The sequence below is a fragment of the Bradyrhizobium sp. SRL28 genome (assembly GCF_018596315.1).
In the GTDB taxonomy this organism is placed as follows: Bacteria; Pseudomonadota; Alphaproteobacteria; order Rhizobiales; family Xanthobacteraceae; genus Bradyrhizobium.
The window spans coordinates 1-15,377 of the sequence record NZ_JAHEAG010000080.1 but is presented as its reverse complement, the minus strand read 5'-3'; the positions used below and the strand labels follow the sequence as shown (position 1 = coordinate 15,377).

Here is a 15,377-nt window from a genome sequence, read left to right as displayed (position 1 = left end):
AACGGTCCTGTTACGTCTGGGTCTACAGACCCCCCCTCCAGCCCTCCTCCAGCCCAGACGGAGCCCTCGGCGGTGTTATGACCGCCGGGGGCTTTCTTTGTTTCAAGCGCGCCTTGGACTTCACTAGCACCTGCTCGGTCTCGGCGCCTCCACAAGCGCGGGTGTCATCGGAAGCAAAGGGCCGCGCACTCGGCTTCACCTGACCCAGAAGTGCTGGCGTCTGTTCGCCCCCTTGCCGGACTGCCTCACTCCGTAAAAAGCGTGGAACCGTGCAGCTCGCGCTCGCCCGCACGCGACTTGTGGATCTAGCAATATATGGAGAGGCAGCCGCCAATTCTCCTAAAAGGACGCCGGCGTCTTATCGCAGCCAAGAGCGAACGAAAGGAAAAGGCAAGCGGGACGAGGTTAGCGCCCCCACCTAGTCTTTAGGATGCGCCGCCGTCTCTCATCATACCGGTTGCCGGCTGGTTGCGCCTCCAATCGGCGAGCGTTGACAGCGCGAGGTCGAGTTCGGCGCCCGCGGTTTCGTTGCAATCGTCTCCTGTAATGCGCGCACATGCAGGCGAGCCAGGGGATCGAGTTCGGCGCCGCCGATGAGAAAACCGAGTTGGCGCTGGCGCAGCCGCTGGCATGGCCCTTCTCGGGCGTATAGAGTCTTGGCCCGCCGTCCACTCGGTGAGATAGCACTTGAACACCTCCTTGGTGCCCCCGACATCAGCCGGATGCACGGCGCGAATGATCTCCGCTTCAGGCAATTCATCCATGCGCGCCAAGAGCTGTCGACCGGCCGATCGGTCCTCACAAAGCCGCCAATGCGGCTCGAACACCGAAATGGCTGCGCGTCTTGCTGTTCGACTGTCCCCGTACCATTCATTCATGCTGGGCTACTGGATGACTTCGGCCGCCGTGCCCGGCCCTTGATCTCTCACGAGTTCGAAAGCAGCGACAGGTGCGGGCCTGTGCCAATGTTCATGAGAACGACGGCGCTTTACCGAAAGACTCCTGAGCTACGGTCATGAGATCATCCCTGTTAATCCGGATGGATCATGATGTCCATGGTTTCGTCGCTGTCCTCGAACGGATCGGGAAACCCGTTGTCCTCCACCAGCTTCACGCCACACAGGCAGACGTCGCCGTCGACCACAGCGAGCGCGACCGGCTCAAGGGCCTTTCCGTTGCAGGGGCCATCGATGCAAAACCCGCTATCGATCTCGAAGGTCGCACCGTGCCGGCCGCATCTGATAAAGGCGCGGTCCGACGAGAAAAACTCTCCGGAGCCGATGTTGAGCCAGACACCGTCATGCGGGCAGCGGTTGACATAGCTGTGGTAGTCGTTTCCGAAGGTCCGCACCACGACAATCGGAAACGGCCGGCTCTCGCCGCTCTCGTCGATCCGCGACAGGTTAAAACCCTTCGCGCCGCCCCGCTCGATTGCATCGGCGCGACAGACGGTGAACACCTCGATCTCTTGGCTGCCCATGTCGCGGTGCTCCCTTCGCTCGTGCTTGTCGTTGCGTTTTCCTGCCTGAAGGCATCGACGGCGGCACGGGTCAGCCGAAGCACGCCAATTCCACCGACCAGCTCCTGGAAGGGCATCGACGGCCCGCTGAAAAATCAAACCATTGGTGCGGCGTGAGGCCGGCCGGGCGCTCGTCAAGCTCCACCACTGTCTCGTTCAGGGAACAATGACGTGTTGCGAAATCCATGTGCCTTCCCGCCCAAGCTGAAGAAACCCGAGCCGAAGCCGAAGAGCTCGATGATCATGCTACCGGTTCCGAGCAAATTGACTTCGCAGGCGAGCCGCAACTTGGAGGCGCCTCCTCCGATCGTATTGAGCTTGTCATTCTCTTTGCGCGCCACCCTCGAGAGTTCCTTGCGGCCTTGCCGGACGAAATGTCGCAGGATCCACGTTTGGTCTGCACTTGCATTTGTTTGGCGTTGCGATCTTCGGGTTCTGCAGCACCGCCAAGAGTGATGTGGCCTGAATGATCTCGATCATCTTGCCCCATGGTGAGGCCGTGGCTGTCGACATTCAAGCCCTCCTTTTGCGTCCCATTAATGATTCCTCGGGTCTAATAAATTGCAGCGCCAGCGCCGATGTTGATTGACGCATCCTTTATCGTCTCCACGATGAACTCGATCTGGTCATCGGTGAGGTGGGTGTGAAACGGCAGTGCCAGGGCGCGATCGGCGATCTTTTCCGTGACCAGAAAATCGCCATGCCGATAGCCGAGATCGAAATAATGCCGCTGCAAATGCAACGGATGGCAATAGGCGGCGGCCTCGACCTGCTCGATGCGCAGGTCATCGACGATGGCATCGCGGCTGGAGCGCGTGAAGCGCGTCCCGAGATGGACGAGATAGAGGAACCAGTTCACCTCGGTCGCTTCGGGAGCCACATAGGGCGGCTTGATACCTTCGAAGGATTGCATGTGCGCATTGTAGAGCTGTTCGGGGAGCCGGCGTCGCTCCAGGATTTCGTCGAGGCGCCTTAGCTGCGCAAGGCCCAGCGCGGCTGTGAGATCGCTCATGCCGGCCTGGTGGGGCGCTGCGCTGCTGACGACAACGGAGGAGCGCTCATCCAGCCGATGTGCGCGATAGCGACGCAAGCCGCCGGCCAAGTCGATGTCGTCGGTCACCACCATGCCGCCTTCGCCGCAGGTCAGGGCCAGTGGCTGAGCGAAGTCGAACACGGCGATATCGCCAAAGCGGCCGACGAGTTCGCCCTTGTATCGCGATCCGATCGCTTCGGTCGAATCCTCCAGGAGCGGCAGCTGATGGCGCTGCGCGATCGCGCGCAGCTCCGACCATGGCGCCGGATGGCCATTGGGGTTGCCACCAATAATCGCCCGCGTGTTGGCCGTGACACGCTCTTCGACCTTCGCCGGAGCCAAGGCTCCCGACCAATAGTCGACGTCGGCAAATACGGCCCTCGCGCCCACGAGACTGATAGCATGCACCGTCTCGCGAAACGAATAAGGCGAGGCGATCACCTCCTGCCCGGGTCCGATGCCAAGCGCTTTTAGCGCTAGCAGAAGCCCGATCGTGCCGCTGGGGACGGCAACTGCATATTTGCGGCCGAGATAGGCTGCGAAGGCTTTCTCGAAGGCGTCAGTGACCGGCCCATTGGAGATTCGCGGCGAACATAGCAGCGCTTCCACGGCAGAGAGCTCGGCGGAGGTGATATCGGGATCGGAGAGCGGAATGAAGGATACGGCCTCGGTTGCTTCGGTGCCATCGCCGTGATCCTCTGCGAGTGCAATGCCGGTCACCGCCCAGTACTCCTTGCCGCCAGCAGGATACCAATCGCGCGTGCCGGATCGGCCGTGATCTGCACGCAGCGATCGCAGCCATCGATCAGATGCAGGTCGAAACGCGGAAAGCTTCGGAACGGCCGCTCCGTCACATCAGACGCATCACAGCGCGTGAAGGCGAGGTGCGGAAAACGGCGCCGCAGCTCGAGGAATGGGCTTGCATCGGCCTCCGCCGCCGCAAGCACCCGTTCTATTTCGATCAGTTGGTCTGTGCCAAGCGCCATCGCGGCTCCCATATAACTAGTCCCAAATCAGCTTTATTGCCAGAACCGCCGCTCTGGATCCGTGTTTAAATCCTCGATCGCTGAGGTCAGCCGGAGGTAAATGCTGTAAAACTCCCAGATCCCGTGCGCGTGGTTCATGCGAAACAGCTTCCACATCCCGCTCACCATGTCATAGTGGATCAGCGCGACATCGATCAGGCCGCCGTCCTTGTCGATATTGCGAGAGCAGCAGGGACTCTCGATCAGATAGCCACCCCTCACCGGCTTCACATTCGGCGACACAAAGCGATAGCGCTTGCGCGAGCCCAAGGCGCGCTCGATCCGCTTGCGATCGAGCTCGTTCGGGTGAGGGATCAGTCCGATCGCTAGTTTTCTCATCACCGCAGCATTCATCGCGAACCAGCACCCTCAAAGCACTGCAATTTCTTCTTCAAGACAGCCGACGACCAGCCGCTCGCCGAACTCGACGAGATAGATTGGCACGTTCGCTTCGGTATGCCTGCCGACCTGCACGATCTCGCCGATCCCTCCGGCGCCAATCAATAGTCCATCGGCCGGTGCATCCGGAAAGGAGCCGTCGTTAATGAGGTCGATCGCCGCCTTGACGCGCTGGCCCCATTGGTACTTCGGCAGCCTCGGGTCGATCATGACGCGGCCTCTTCCGGCAACGGCAGGTCCTCAAACTCCTCGCGCGCCACCGCCGGCACGAGCTCCTTGCGCTTCATGCCGACGCGGTTGCCGCTTTCGAGAAATTCGACGCCATAGATGTAGAACTGCTGCAGGAAAGTGCCGATTGAAACGACGTAACCCACCTCCCCCTTTTTGGCGAGGACCTCGCCGACTTCCTTGCCGGCATAGGTTCCGTCATTGCGGATGGTGCGGTTGGCCCGCACCTTTTCGCCAAAGCTGAAGAAAGGCGGCCCGGTCAGCTCGACCACCTCGCTGTCGCGAACGATGTTGCTCATGTCCCACTCTCTCTCGGTCGTTCGGGCCGGATGGCCACGCGCGCGCGGGCGGCTTCCTGCACCATCGAGTCCCCGTCCTCGGTCAACTCCGCCAGCTCGGCCGCCGTAATGCGGCTTGCCACCTCATAGCGGACGCGCCAATCCGGATCGCGGCGCAGCAGGCTGAGCGAATCCGGAGACAGCCGCCGTGCGATCTCGAGCCGCACGGTGCCATCGGGATCAGTGACCATGCCGAGCAGCCAGTCATGGGGAATGCGGAGCGCGACCACGCGGCGCACCTCGGGCTCGTCATCGCTTATGAGACGCCCAAGCAGCGCCGGCGCGATCCGGCTCGCCACCACCAGGCGGACGTAATAGTCCTGGTCCGACATCATCGGCGCCAGCTCCTCGCCGTCCAGCAAGGTCGCAACCCGCATCCTCACCTCCCGATGCGGGTCGCTGCGCAGCCGCAGCACAAAGCGCTTGGGCAGGCGGCGCGCCGCGTTCCAGCGCACGGTTTCCTCAGCATCGTCGAGCAGCATCGGCAGCAGGAACACATTGGCGTGGTTGGCCGCGATTGCGCGCACCTCGAAATGCGGATGTGTGACGTAAGCGTCGGCCAGCACCGGATTCCACTTGAAGAAGCGGTCGATGCAGCGGGCGTAGCGGTCGTTGACGCAGGCGTGCATCAAGCGGCAGCCGCCGCTGGCCCTGAGCCCGAGATGCGTGCAGGTGCCGCAGTCGACCTCGTTGCCCAGCCAGTCGCGGGCCTTATCGATGTCATCCGTCATCGTCCTGCCCCATCCGCTCCAGCACGTCCAGGAGCACCTTGGCGCCGATCTTGTCGGTCGGGTCGAGCTCCACAAGCTTGTTGGCGGCGGCGTGCCCTTCATCCAGATCGCCGAGCCGCATCTGCAGGTAGGCGTATGCTTTCAGGGAAAATAAATAGAAGCGCGGCAGGATGTTCTCGTAGCGATCGAAAGCAGCGTCGCCCGCGCTGACCCGCCGCCAATCGTCTGCGAGACTGTTTTCACGTGCTGCCTTACAAATACAGAGCTTTGCGACCTCCAACGCCTCGGCCAAGCGACCTTTGTAGAAATAGAAGCGGTAGAGCCCGATCAGGACGGCGGCGTGGCCCGGCGCCAGCGCCTGCGCTTCATGCAGGTGTTTTTCCGCGATCTCGTCCAGGTGATAGGACAGCCCGGCGTCCCACAGATGATCCTTGGCTTCGCGCGGCAGCCCTTCGCCGAGTAGCGTGTGCGCGATCAGCGCCCCCTCGCTCTCGGACAGCGGATTGCCTGCCCTATCGAGGTTCATTGGCAGCTTTCCTCTTCTAATGGGCAGCCTTTGCGGTGTTGCTGGAGCAGCATACCTGCTTCTGGAGAGATCAGCCCGGTCTGCGCAGAGGTGTCGGTCAAATCGATGGTGACAAAGCCAAGCATTAGCTGGCTCTCGGCATTGAGAAGCAACTTTAGGCCGTTGCGCTCTACGCCTTGCTGACCGGGCTGAGCTGCCGGCGCAACACCTATATCGGCGGACAACCCCGAGCAACCATCTGCCGTGACGGCGAGCCGGAAACCGGCGCCAACGGTGCCATCGGCGCGCAGCACGTAACTCGTGAGTTTTTCAGCGGCGGGCGTCAGCGTGATGGTCATGGGCTCGCCCCCTACGCCCGCGCCTGGTAGCGCGGCAATGAGGTGTCGACGACGCAGGTGTTATCAACCGGGCACACCGCGACGCATTGCGGCTCGTCGAAATGGCCGATGCACTCGGTGCATTTCTTCGGGTCGATGACGAACGTCCCGCCTTTCTCCGAAATTGCGACATTCGGACATTCGAGCTCGCAAGCCGAGCAGCCGGAGCATTGCGAGGCAATGATCTTGAACGGCATGGATATCTCCCTTACGCCGCCGAAATCAGCGCGCCCTGGCGGATCGCCGCCTCGCCCCGCTCAACATGCTGGATCTCGCCGCTTTGCACCTTCGCAAGATAGGACTTGAACCAGGCGATCGCTGATTTTTCGATGAACTCATGGGCGTATTGGTCGACCGGCTCGATCCCTGCCTTCAACAGATTGCTCTTCGGACAGCCGCCGATCTTGGCCACGAAGACCGCATGGCAGTCGTTGATGGCGCGGATGATGGTGGCAAGGCTCTCCTCCTGGCCATAACCGCCCCGGCAATAGTGATCGACGCGGCGATGGCCGACGAATTTGGCGCCCGTAGTGGAGAGTTCGTACACTTGGAACTCCTTGGCATGCCCAAAATGCTCGTTAATCAGCCCCGTGCCCTTCGTCGCCACTGCAACCAAGAGCTTGATGTCGCTCATCTCGCTGGCGAGCTCGGCGAGCTCTTCCTGCTCGGCAGCAACCTTGACGACGCGCTCCTCCTCGACCTTGGCCTGATAGGCCTTGCGCATCTGGAGGTCATAGTTGACATCCATGGCCATAACCTTCTCGGTAGTGAACTCCGCGCTACGGTCCTCGCCGAGGAGGCCGACGGCGTCGGCGCGGCACTGGCGGCAGTGCCGCATCATGTTCATCTCGCCTTCGCAGGCATCCTGCAGTGCTTTCAATTCCTGCGCGGTCGGAGCCCGCTGACCGTTGAGACCGAACACCGTGCCGTGCTCGGGCGCGGAGATCAGCGGCATGATGTTGTGTAGGAACGCGCCGCGCGATTTGACCGCCTTGTTGACCTCGACGAGGTGCTGGTCATTGATGCCCGGGATCATCACCGAATTGATCTTGCAGAGGACGCCCCGCTCGGTCAGCATCTCGAGGCCTTGCAGCTGGCGGTCGTTGAGGATCTTTGCGGCTTCGAGGCCGGTGTGGCGCTTGTGGTTGTAGAAAATCCACGGATAGATTTTGGCGCCGATTTCGGGGTGGACCATGTTGATGGTGATGGTGACATGGTCGATCTTGAAGCGGGCGATCGTATCGACATGGTCGGGCAGCATGAGGCCGTTGGTCGACAGGCACAGCTTGATATCGGGAGCGGCCTTGGCCACCAGCTCGAAGGTCTTGAACGTCTTTTTCGGATTGGCCAGGGGATCACCGGGCCCAGCGATGCCGAGCACGGTCATCTGTGGGACGGTGGAGGCGACTGCCAGCACCTTTTTCGCCGCCTGCTCCGGCGTTAGTTTTTCGCTCACCACGCCCGGGCGCGATTCATTGGCGCAATCAAATTTGCGATTGCAGTAATTGCATTGGATGTTGCAGGCGGGCGCAACCGCAACATGCATGCGGGCGTAGTGATGATGCGCTTCTTCGCTGTAGCAGGGATGGTTCTTGACCTTCTCCCAGATCTCGGTCGGCAGATCACCCTGGCCGGCTTGCGAGCCGCAGCTCGCCTTGCCGCTGCCGCCGGACGCGCCGCAGCCCTTGTGCTCGGCGATCGCCTGCATGGTCTCGCCGATGTCGACGGCGCTCCCTGCCAAGCTTGCTTCGTCCAGCGCTGATACGTCCATCCGTTCATTCTCCCTGGAGGCGGAAACTGAAAAGAAGATTTGCAACTCGCGTGCCATGGCCGGAATGGCGAGCAGTTTTGATCTAAGTCACAAAGTGAGCCGCCTGCCGCGGTTCGCCGTGGAAGCGAAGCCTTCTGCACGACATTAGAAATGTTCGAAGTGTGACAGGCGTCTTGATCCTGACATGGAGATGAGCGCAGTCATTCGCCGGCGCGAAACGCAAGACAACTCGCATGCGCCGGCACGCGAGCAACATCGACCCATATACAAGGTCTGTCAGGCAGCGAGCAGGATCTCGATCGCGCGCGGGAGCGGGATCGCAAGAGGCGTCAGGCCCTGTTCGACCAGAAAGCGCAGCTCATTCCTGGACAGCACATCCGGTTCCACGATGGCGTAATGAACACCGGCCGAGCGCTTGGTGAGCTGCCGCGCATAGGTTCGCAGCAGCTGATCGTTGAATCGGCAGCCGATGAAGAGAAATCTTCTGCCATTGCGCCGCTCTTTCACCACATCGGGGATCGGCGTCTGAATGTCGATCTCGGTCAGCACCTCGACATAGTCGGCGTCAGAGATCAGGAAGTTCCTGGCAGGCAGCACGCCGCCGTGCGGCTTGTAGAGGACCGTGGTCCAGCTCTGCGCCACAGCGCGATCGACCTCTCTGCCCTCCGCATCATAGAAGCGATACCAGCGGTCCTCGCCGATGCCGGCGCGGCAAATGCCCTGCACCTCGCCCCACCCCTCGTGCTTGCCGAGCGCCGCACGCATCGCGCCGTCATACCAGGCATCGACCATGACAGGCAGGGACAGCGCGGCGAGATGATGATGCAGTGGTGTAGGCTCGACCGGCGCAGCAAAGGCCTGCGCCACCAATGCCGTCACGGTGGAGCGATGCTTGTTGCTCTCGATGTGCTGCGCCGACGCCCAGACATTGCCCTTGGCCCGGCGCGGCAGCGCGACCTTGGTAGCGAAGAAGCCAGCCAAGGCCTCCGGCGTCATCGGCGCATCCGGTTTGGACAACGCGGTGAGACCAGGTCCGAGATAGGGAACAATGCTGCCGGCACGCAGCCTAGCCGCTACGTCAGTGAGAATCGCCTCCGCATCGGCCGCGTTGGCAAAGTCGATTTGCGGGGTCGCCTTCATCGGTCGTCGCCGCCCTCGCCGCGCTTTCGGGCATTGACCGTGATCGGCAGCGGCGTATCGCTCGCCATTTCGGGCAGATCGAGCACCCAGCCATTGGCTATTCTGATCCAGCCGCCCCACAGCGTCTCGTGCTCCGATTCAACGATCGGCTCCTCGAGATCTTTTTTCGGCACGTAAATCGACAGGCCCGCCTCCGGAGAGCGGCGAATCATGACTTTCATGAAATCAACTCGTGTATCGGGGCGAATTGCTGGTGGGATTGGGATGCTCTCGTGACATGGCGCGCAGGTGAGCCACGATGCCGGACAGTACGCGGACGACCTGGTCGACTTCTTCGACGGTGGTTTCATGCGATAAGGAAAAGCGCACCGCGCCGCGCAGGCTCCTCGCCGGCACGTTCATAGCGCGCAGGACGTGCGACGGGTCCATTGAGCACGAGCTGCAAGCTGATCCCAGCGAAGCGGCAATGCCCGCGCGATTGAGATGGTGGATGATTGCTTCGCCTTCGAGATCCTCGAAGGCAATGTTGGCCGTGTTCGGCAGCCGGTTGCTGACATCGCCGAGCGCCATGCAGTGGCCGTTGTGCAAAATCGCCTGCTCCAGGCGATCGCGCAACCCACCAATGCGAACGCGATCCGGCTCGAGCCGCTCCGCCGCAAGCTCTGCAGCTTTTCCAAGACCGACGATGCCGGGGATGTTCTCGGTTCCGCCGCGGCGCCTTCGTTCCTGTGCCCCGCCCCAGATCAGCGGTCTGAAATTTGTGCCTTGGCGTAAAAAGAGCGCGCCGGTCCCCTTGGGGCCGTGCAGCTTGTGCGCGGACAGCGATAGCATGTCGATAGCATTGTCCTTCAGGTCGATGGGCACCCTGCCTATGGCCTGCACGGCATCAGTGTGAAACAGCGCGCCTGCCGCACGCGCTAACCCGGCCAGAAACTCCACCGGGAAAATCGTGCCGGTCTCGTTGTTGGCCCACATAACAGACGCAATCGCCGTGCGTGGTCCAAGCGCCCAGCGAAAGGCCTCGACGTCGAGCCGTCCGCGCGAATCCACCGGGATCACGTGCGTCTTGATGCCCCTTGTCGCCAAGTGCTCGACCAGCGTGAGGATGGCGGAATGCTCGACGGAGGTGGTGACGATCTCGTCGCGCCCTTCCTGGGTCGTAAGCGCGGAAAGGATGGCGGCGTTGTTGGACTCGGTCCCGCCGGAGGTGAAGACGATCTCATGATCGTGGGCGGCCCCCAGCAAACCCTGCAGGCTGCGGCGCGCCTCCCCCACCGCGCCCGCGATCTCGCTGCCGAAGGTATGGGTGGACGAGGCATTGCCGAACTGCTCCGTGAGGAACGGCAACATGGCTTGCAAGACACACGGATCTGTCCGCGTGGTCGCATTGTTGTCGAGATAGATCGGCACAAACGCCTCCTTCAATGCCGCGCATTGGCGGCGCCGGCGACCGGGATGAGGCGAACGAATTCGCCGAGCCTTTCGACCAGCCGTGCCTGAATGCCTTCTAGCGTCGCGCTTGAAAGCTTGCAGAATATGCAGGCACCAGTCAGCTTGACCATGATCTTGCTGCCCTCGATCCCGACCAGCTGACAGTCGCCGCCGTCGCGTTGCAGATTCGGCCTGTTCGCGCCGTAGTTGCTCCTGACCGGTCTCTATGCTCGGCGGTTGCTTCAGTTGTTCCGGTTCGACCGGCATGCTTCGATTTCTCTTGTCATCAGCTGAAGGATTTGCCGCAAGAGCAGCTCGATTTGGCGTTCGGGTTGTCGAAGGTGAAGCCCGAGCCCTCCAGCGCCACCACGAAATCGATGGTCGTGCCGGCGAGGTGGTCATGGCTCTTGTTGTCTACGAACACCTTGACGCCGTCGCGCTCGATCACGGTGTCATCAGGCTTAGCCTCGTCGGCCAGGCTCAACCGGTATTTGAACCCGGCGCAGCCACTGGCCTCGACCATGATGCGCAGGCCGCTTGCCGGCTGCGCCGATGCTGAAATCGTGCTCTTGACCGCATTCACTGCGCTATCCGTCAGATTGATCATGGCTATCCTTTTTGCCTGGGTCGTTTGCATGGGAATTGGCAAGTCGCATGCCAGCGCGCCCGAGCTTGACATTGCTCACCTTTTCGAAATCGCGCCTGTTGGCTTTGCGACGCGTGTAGGGTTGCTGACAAAGGTCTTTGAGGGATTGCGGCGGCTTTGCGTGTCTTTCTTTGTGGATTCCGCCGATGAAGCGTAAGGAACGCGGCGGCAAACAATTTGCATTGCGTCTCCCGCCGCCGGAGTGTCCGGCGATTGTCTTGGATCGAGGGATGATTTTTCATGACTGCAATCGAGAACACCGCGCTAGGCCGGTTGGAGAAGGAGGGGCGCCTGCTCAATGCCATATTCAAGGGCGGGACCACCAAGCAGGGCCGGTTCGGCTTTCGCGGCGATATCGCCCTAAAATTCCAGGCCCAGGTCGCGGACGAGAAGCGGCCGCCCCACTATTCGATCGAGCAGGTACTGACGGTCGTGCAGGAAGGCGAAAGGAGCATTCCGGTGCTGGCCGGCTATCTGCACTGCTTCGCTTATCTTGCTGATGTCGTAAACGTTCTTGATGGCGCGCTAAGCCCTGATGGCAGCTACTTCATGTTTTGCAACAACATAGACCTGTTGGCGAAATACCGAACCAAGCTCGGTGGTATCACCTTCAACGTGCTGCCGTGCGATGAATCCACCGTTTGGAAGGAAATGATGGACCTGGTCGGGGTCGACAAGAATGACATCAAGAAGCTCGACGCGCCCGGCAAGCTCGACTACCTGCTCGACGCAACCAAGGATCTCGATGCGTCCTATGATGAGATCTCTTACGAAGACGGGCTGAAGAGGATGGAACCCGTGAGAAACCGTAACGAGAACCGGCCGGTCTGAGCGCCGGCTTTAGCTTTAGCCAGAGGAATCCTCCTCCTCGACAAGCCGCACGCCGGTAACGCAGATATCGCCGTCCAGCACCGTCAACGCGACCGGCGTGAGACTGCTGCCCTTGCACCGGCCGTCCACACAGCGGCCGGTGCCGAGCTCGAAGGTCGAGCCGTGCTTGCCGCACATCAGCCGGATGCCGCGTGGATCGAAAAACTGGTTGCGTTCCCAGTCCAGATTGACGCCATTGTGCGGGCATTTGTTAAGATAGGCAAACACCCGCTTGCCCCAGCGCACCACGACAATGGGCCACGGCCTGTGGCTGCCGTCTTCGTCGACGATCATGAGGTGGAAGCCCATGGCGCGCTGGCTTGGAATATCGTTGAAGCCGCAGATTGCATAGGCGATATTCGGCTGCGTCCGCCGCTCGTTCATGACAAGAGAACCATCAATTGATCATCCTGCGATCAGCCTTGCAAAAATCGCGCAAAGTACCGGATCGCCTCACCTTCTTGGGAGTCCGGCGCGCGCCGTCGCCAACGAGAAGCCGCTCGATCATCGGACCAACGAGCTTGGTGGGATCAGGCACCGCTTGGCTGTTCAGGAATCGGATCGCAGCAGATCCAGACCCATCTGGCCGCGCGCGTGGTTTCTGTTATTTGCTCAGGACCTTCTCAAGATCCAGCGCTGCGCGCTTTTCAGCTGGCAGGCTGTCAAGGTTCTGCATTCGCCATTTGACGGCCGGCAAATCGCGGGCACCGGGAGCGCCCCGAGCAAATCCCATTCAGCATCGCCGCGCTCAATGAAATCAGGAATTTCCGATGCCTGTCTGGCATGTTGCCGACAATCGCCGCGACAGCGTTTTGCGTACGGCCAGCGGCTCATCTCGCGAAACGGACTTGGCGGTCATACCTTCGAAGCAGCGCACAAATTCCTGGCTGATATCCTTTTCGCTCCGCCTAGCACTTCATGCCATTGGGAGATTATGGCTGAGCATGTAGACAATGAAGGCAGTGCGCAGATCATCGCTGATACCTTATTTCCCAGCAGGTCGCGGACACCGAATAAATCGCGCGGATGCTGACGATCGAGCGCTGCAACAACTTACCTGCGTAAAGATCGCCCCTCCACAACTTGCGTCTCACCGCGTCGATCTCTGTTAAAGATTCTTCGCGCGGCTTGACCGGCAGGTACGTGAGGTCGATGTCGACCGAAAGGCGCGGCATGATGGAAGCCAACCTGAAGCATCCGCCATCGCGTCAATCCCTCTTTGCGTCGTTGCGAAGTCGGGTGAGGTCGTCCGCTGTCGTGGAAACCTTAACCGTTTGTTTCATGTAGGAAGGCCGTCGGGTGTTTCGCCACGCGCTCCCTGATTGCCGCTTCCATTCCGGCGTAAAGTGGCTAACGCGATCGCTGTAAGGGAAGTCATAGCCTCAATTCCGATAAACGTGTTTTATGCAGTTCAACGCATAATGTCCATTTATGCGCCATTTGCTATATTGCGCTTTTATCGGATTTAGCACATACTAGGTCGGAGTAAGAAATGACCGGCCTTGCCCGCACACCGAACCAGATCGGCAACCTGATCCGCCGCACTCGTAAGAAGCGGGGGCTCAGCCAGTCGCAGGTCGGCGCGCGGGCGGGCCTGCGGCAGGAGACAATCTCGCTCATCGAAACTGGCAATCCGGCAGCCAAGCTTGAAACCATCCTTGCGGTACTCGCGGCCCTAGACCTTGAGTTCCGGATCGTCCCGCGCACCAAAGGCACAGCCGCCGACCTTGAGGACATTTTCTGATGCCCCGGCGTCGCCGCCATGAGCCGCTGCGCGTGCTCCTCAACAACCGCCTCGTCGGCCTGATGAGCAAGGCGGCGACTGGCGCTATTGAATTCCGGTATGAGGCTGACTGGCTCGGATGGGAACATGCCCTGCCCGTCTCGCTCTCGCTGCCGCTGCGGGAGGATGCCTTCCGCGGCGAAGCCATCACGGCCGTCTTCGACAATCTGCTACCCGACTCCGACGCGCTCCGTCGCCGGGTAGCGCAAAGGGTCGGCGCTGCCGGGACCGACGCCTACAGCCTGCTCGCTGCCATCGGCAGGGACTGCGTCGGCGCCCTGCAATTCGTCGCCGACGATGATGATCATCATGATGATGATCACCATGGTGATGGTCGCACCATCGCCGGCGATGCCGTCGATGACGAAGCGATAGAAAAGCTCCTCAACGGGCTTGCCCAGACTCCGCTCGGGCTTACGCGCGACGATCATTTCCGGATTTCCGTGGCAGGAGCGCAGGAGAAAACGGCGCTGCTGCGGCACGGCGGCAAGTGGCTCAAGCCGCACGGCACCACGCCGACGACCCATATTTTCAAGACGCAGATCGGGGAACTGCCCAACGGCATCGACCTTTCGAACAGCGTCGAGAATGAATACTACTGCCTGAGACTTGCCGCCGCTTCCGGCTTGCCGGTGAACCATGCCGAGATTGCGACTTTCGGTAAGACCACGGCGCTCGTCATCGAGCGCTTCGACCGGCGGTGGACGAAGGATGGCCGCCTGCTCCGCCTGCCGCAGGAGGACTGCTGTCAGGCACTGTCGGTCCCGCCGACGCGCAAATACCAGAGCGATGGCGGTCCCGGCATGGTGAAGCTTCTTGATCTGCTCAAAGGCAGCGACACGCCCGCTGATGATCAGGCGACGCTGCTCAGAGCGCAAATCTTCTTTTGGCTGATTGGCGCGACCGATGGCCATGCGAAGAATTTCAGCATCTTCATCACGCCCGGCGGCCGCTACCATCTGACACCGCTTTACGACGTGCTCACGGCACAGCCGAGTCTAGACACCGGTCAAATTCAGCGCAAGCAGATGAAGCTCGCAATGTCGGTAGGGACAAACAATCACTACAGGATTGCCGAAGTAGACGGCCGGCATTTCTTGCAGACAGGCGAAGCGGCGGGCGTACCGAAAAAGCTTGTTCAGGAATCAATCGAACGTGTCGCCTTTACCGCTGAAGCTGCGCTCGGCAAAATTGAAAGCGAGCTGCCAGAGGGCTTTCCCGAGGCAATCCATAATTCGGTGAAAACCGCGGCTATGCAGCGTCTGAGTTCATTGAAAGTGCACTAACAGAAAGATTACGGTTTGCTACCGGGGCGAACTGCATTTGCGCCGTATGGCGCTTGCGTCCGCACCGGCCGCCGTTGACCAGCACGCACGAAGCGGTCGCCGAAACGAAGACCTGCTGGATTGGATTCTGCGGCAACGCCCGGAATAGCGCCCTGGGTTGCCTGCGCCGCTAACTCCTCAGAACAGCTTGGCATTCAACCCGAATAGCTAGAGAGTGGCTTATCAAGCAAGCGTAGTTATGCGAACTTTTGATGGCCCAGATGAAGACGCCCCC

22 protein-coding genes and 1 pseudogene are annotated in these 15,377 nt (G+C 60.8%); 4 read left to right on the top strand and 19 right to left on the bottom strand.

Annotated elements, in window-relative coordinates; translation table 11 throughout:
- Nucleotides 1–1,030 precede the first annotated feature (1,030 nt).
- The 17 genes and pseudogenes from KIP88_RS43555 to KIP88_RS43475 all read right to left on the bottom strand — a co-directional run bounded on the left by KIP88_RS43555 (nucleotide 1,031) and on the right by KIP88_RS43475 (nucleotide 11,125).
- The gene (locus KIP88_RS43555) at nucleotides 1,031–1,480 is read right to left on the bottom strand and encodes a Rieske 2Fe-2S domain-containing protein (protein WP_214494210.1); all 450 of its coding nucleotides are present in this window, start codon (nucleotides 1,478–1,480) and stop codon (nucleotides 1,031–1,033) included.
- A 173-nt stretch (nucleotides 1,481–1,653) separates the two neighbouring features.
- A complete protein-coding gene (locus tag KIP88_RS43550) occupies nucleotides 1,654–1,860 on the bottom strand; it encodes a hypothetical protein (protein WP_214494209.1) in 207 nt (68 codons plus the stop codon).
- A 212-nt stretch (nucleotides 1,861–2,072) separates the two neighbouring features.
- On the bottom strand, nucleotides 2,073–3,263 hold the full coding sequence (locus KIP88_RS43545; RefSeq protein WP_308163798.1) for a DegT/DnrJ/EryC1/StrS family aminotransferase: 1,191 nt from the start codon (nucleotides 3,261–3,263) through the stop codon (nucleotides 2,073–2,075).
- A gap of 5 nt (nucleotides 3,264–3,268) precedes the next feature.
- Nucleotides 3,269–3,538, bottom strand: a complete 270-nt coding sequence (locus KIP88_RS43540; RefSeq protein WP_057847896.1) for a DUF6129 family protein — start codon at nucleotides 3,536–3,538, stop codon at nucleotides 3,269–3,271.
- Between the two features lie 33 nt (nucleotides 3,539–3,571).
- Nucleotides 3,572–3,931, bottom strand: a complete 360-nt coding sequence (locus tag KIP88_RS43535) for a DUF3024 domain-containing protein (RefSeq protein ID WP_057847887.1) — start codon at nucleotides 3,929–3,931, stop codon at nucleotides 3,572–3,574.
- Between the two features lie 15 nt (nucleotides 3,932–3,946).
- Nucleotides 3,947–4,186, bottom strand: coding sequence for a nitrogen fixation protein NifZ (locus KIP88_RS43530; RefSeq protein WP_214494207.1), 240 nt, complete (start codon nucleotides 4,184–4,186; stop codon nucleotides 3,947–3,949).
- Nucleotides 4,183–4,503, bottom strand: coding sequence for a nitrogen fixation protein NifZ (locus KIP88_RS43525; protein ID WP_214494206.1), 321 nt, complete (start codon nucleotides 4,501–4,503; stop codon nucleotides 4,183–4,185). Before KIP88_RS43525 ends, KIP88_RS43530 begins: the two co-directional genes overlap by 4 nt.
- Entirely contained in the window at nucleotides 4,500–5,273 is a 774-nt protein-coding gene (locus tag KIP88_RS43520; protein ID WP_214494205.1) for a 4Fe4S-binding leucine-rich repeat protein, read from the bottom strand. The genes KIP88_RS43525 and KIP88_RS43520 overlap by 4 nt, the downstream gene beginning before the upstream one ends.
- Nucleotides 5,263–5,799, bottom strand: a complete 537-nt coding sequence (locus KIP88_RS43515; protein ID WP_214494204.1) for a hypothetical protein — start codon at nucleotides 5,797–5,799, stop codon at nucleotides 5,263–5,265. Before KIP88_RS43515 ends, KIP88_RS43520 begins: the two co-directional genes overlap by 11 nt.
- Nucleotides 5,796–6,137 (bottom strand): iron-sulfur cluster assembly accessory protein, encoded by a 342-nt coding sequence (locus KIP88_RS43510; protein ID WP_249791495.1) that lies wholly within the window; start codon nucleotides 6,135–6,137, stop codon nucleotides 5,796–5,798. The genes KIP88_RS43515 and KIP88_RS43510 overlap by 4 nt, the downstream gene beginning before the upstream one ends.
- Nucleotides 6,138–6,148: 11 nt before the next feature.
- Entirely contained in the window at nucleotides 6,149–6,373 is a 225-nt protein-coding gene (locus KIP88_RS43505; protein WP_057847892.1) for a 4Fe-4S binding protein, read from the bottom strand.
- 11 nt (nucleotides 6,374–6,384) lie between these two features.
- Nucleotides 6,385–7,884, bottom strand: a complete 1,500-nt coding sequence (nifB, locus tag KIP88_RS43500) for a nitrogenase cofactor biosynthesis protein NifB (protein ID WP_249791498.1) — start codon at nucleotides 7,882–7,884, stop codon at nucleotides 6,385–6,387.
- Nucleotides 7,885–8,223: 339 nt separating this feature from the next.
- Nucleotides 8,224–9,087 carry an SIR2 family protein gene (locus KIP88_RS43495; RefSeq protein WP_214494202.1) on the bottom strand — a complete coding sequence of 288 codons (864 nt, stop codon included), beginning with the start codon at nucleotides 9,085–9,087 and terminating at the stop codon, nucleotides 8,224–8,226.
- Nucleotides 9,084–9,308 (bottom strand): putative nitrogen fixation protein NifT, encoded by a 225-nt coding sequence (gene nifT / locus KIP88_RS43490; protein WP_057847894.1) that lies wholly within the window; start codon nucleotides 9,306–9,308, stop codon nucleotides 9,084–9,086. Before nifT ends, KIP88_RS43495 begins: the two co-directional genes overlap by 4 nt.
- Before the next feature lie 4 nt (nucleotides 9,309–9,312).
- Nucleotides 9,313–10,497: a cysteine desulfurase NifS gene (gene nifS, locus KIP88_RS43485; RefSeq protein ID WP_214494201.1), complete on the bottom strand. Its 1,185-nt coding sequence runs from the start codon at nucleotides 10,495–10,497 to the stop codon at nucleotides 9,313–9,315.
- A gap of 11 nt (nucleotides 10,498–10,508) precedes the next feature.
- A pseudogene (locus tag KIP88_RS43480) lies at nucleotides 10,509–10,715 on the bottom strand (NifU family protein); the annotation flags it as partial.
- An 89-nt stretch (nucleotides 10,716–10,804) separates the two neighbouring features.
- Nucleotides 10,805–11,125, bottom strand: a complete 321-nt coding sequence (locus KIP88_RS43475) for an iron-sulfur cluster assembly accessory protein (RefSeq protein WP_057852082.1) — start codon at nucleotides 11,123–11,125, stop codon at nucleotides 10,805–10,807.
- Here KIP88_RS43475 and KIP88_RS43470 point away from each other — a divergent pair.
- A complete protein-coding gene (locus KIP88_RS43470) occupies nucleotides 11,124–11,321 on the top strand; it encodes a hypothetical protein (protein WP_214494200.1) in 198 nt (65 codons plus the stop codon). The genes KIP88_RS43475 and KIP88_RS43470 overlap by 2 nt on opposite strands.
- A gap of 83 nt (nucleotides 11,322–11,404) precedes the next feature.
- Nucleotides 11,405–11,995: a hypothetical protein gene (locus KIP88_RS43465; RefSeq protein WP_214494199.1), complete on the top strand. Its 591-nt coding sequence runs from the start codon at nucleotides 11,405–11,407 to the stop codon at nucleotides 11,993–11,995.
- 15 nt (nucleotides 11,996–12,010) lie between these two features.
- On the opposite strand, the gene KIP88_RS43460 is transcribed toward KIP88_RS43465, so the two are convergent.
- Together KIP88_RS43460 and KIP88_RS43455 are read right to left on the bottom strand one after the other, a co-directional pair.
- Entirely contained in the window at nucleotides 12,011–12,418 is a 408-nt protein-coding gene (locus KIP88_RS43460; protein ID WP_249791494.1) for a Rieske 2Fe-2S domain-containing protein, read from the bottom strand.
- A 587-nt stretch (nucleotides 12,419–13,005) separates the two neighbouring features.
- On the bottom strand, nucleotides 13,006–13,221 hold the full coding sequence (locus tag KIP88_RS43455) for a hypothetical protein (protein WP_214494198.1): 216 nt from the start codon (nucleotides 13,219–13,221) through the stop codon (nucleotides 13,006–13,008).
- 305 nt (nucleotides 13,222–13,526) lie between these two features.
- Between KIP88_RS43455 and KIP88_RS43450 the strand changes: the two genes are divergently transcribed.
- Both KIP88_RS43450 and KIP88_RS43445 read left to right on the top strand, forming a co-directional pair.
- Complete coding sequence (locus tag KIP88_RS43450; RefSeq protein WP_057852073.1) at nucleotides 13,527–13,778, top strand: helix-turn-helix domain-containing protein; 252 nt, start codon at nucleotides 13,527–13,529, stop codon at nucleotides 13,776–13,778.
- Nucleotides 13,778–15,103, top strand: a complete 1,326-nt coding sequence (locus tag KIP88_RS43445; protein WP_214494197.1) for a type II toxin-antitoxin system HipA family toxin — start codon at nucleotides 13,778–13,780, stop codon at nucleotides 15,101–15,103. Before KIP88_RS43450 ends, KIP88_RS43445 begins: the two co-directional genes overlap by 1 nt.
- The last annotated feature ends 274 nt before the right edge of the window (nucleotides 15,104–15,377 follow it).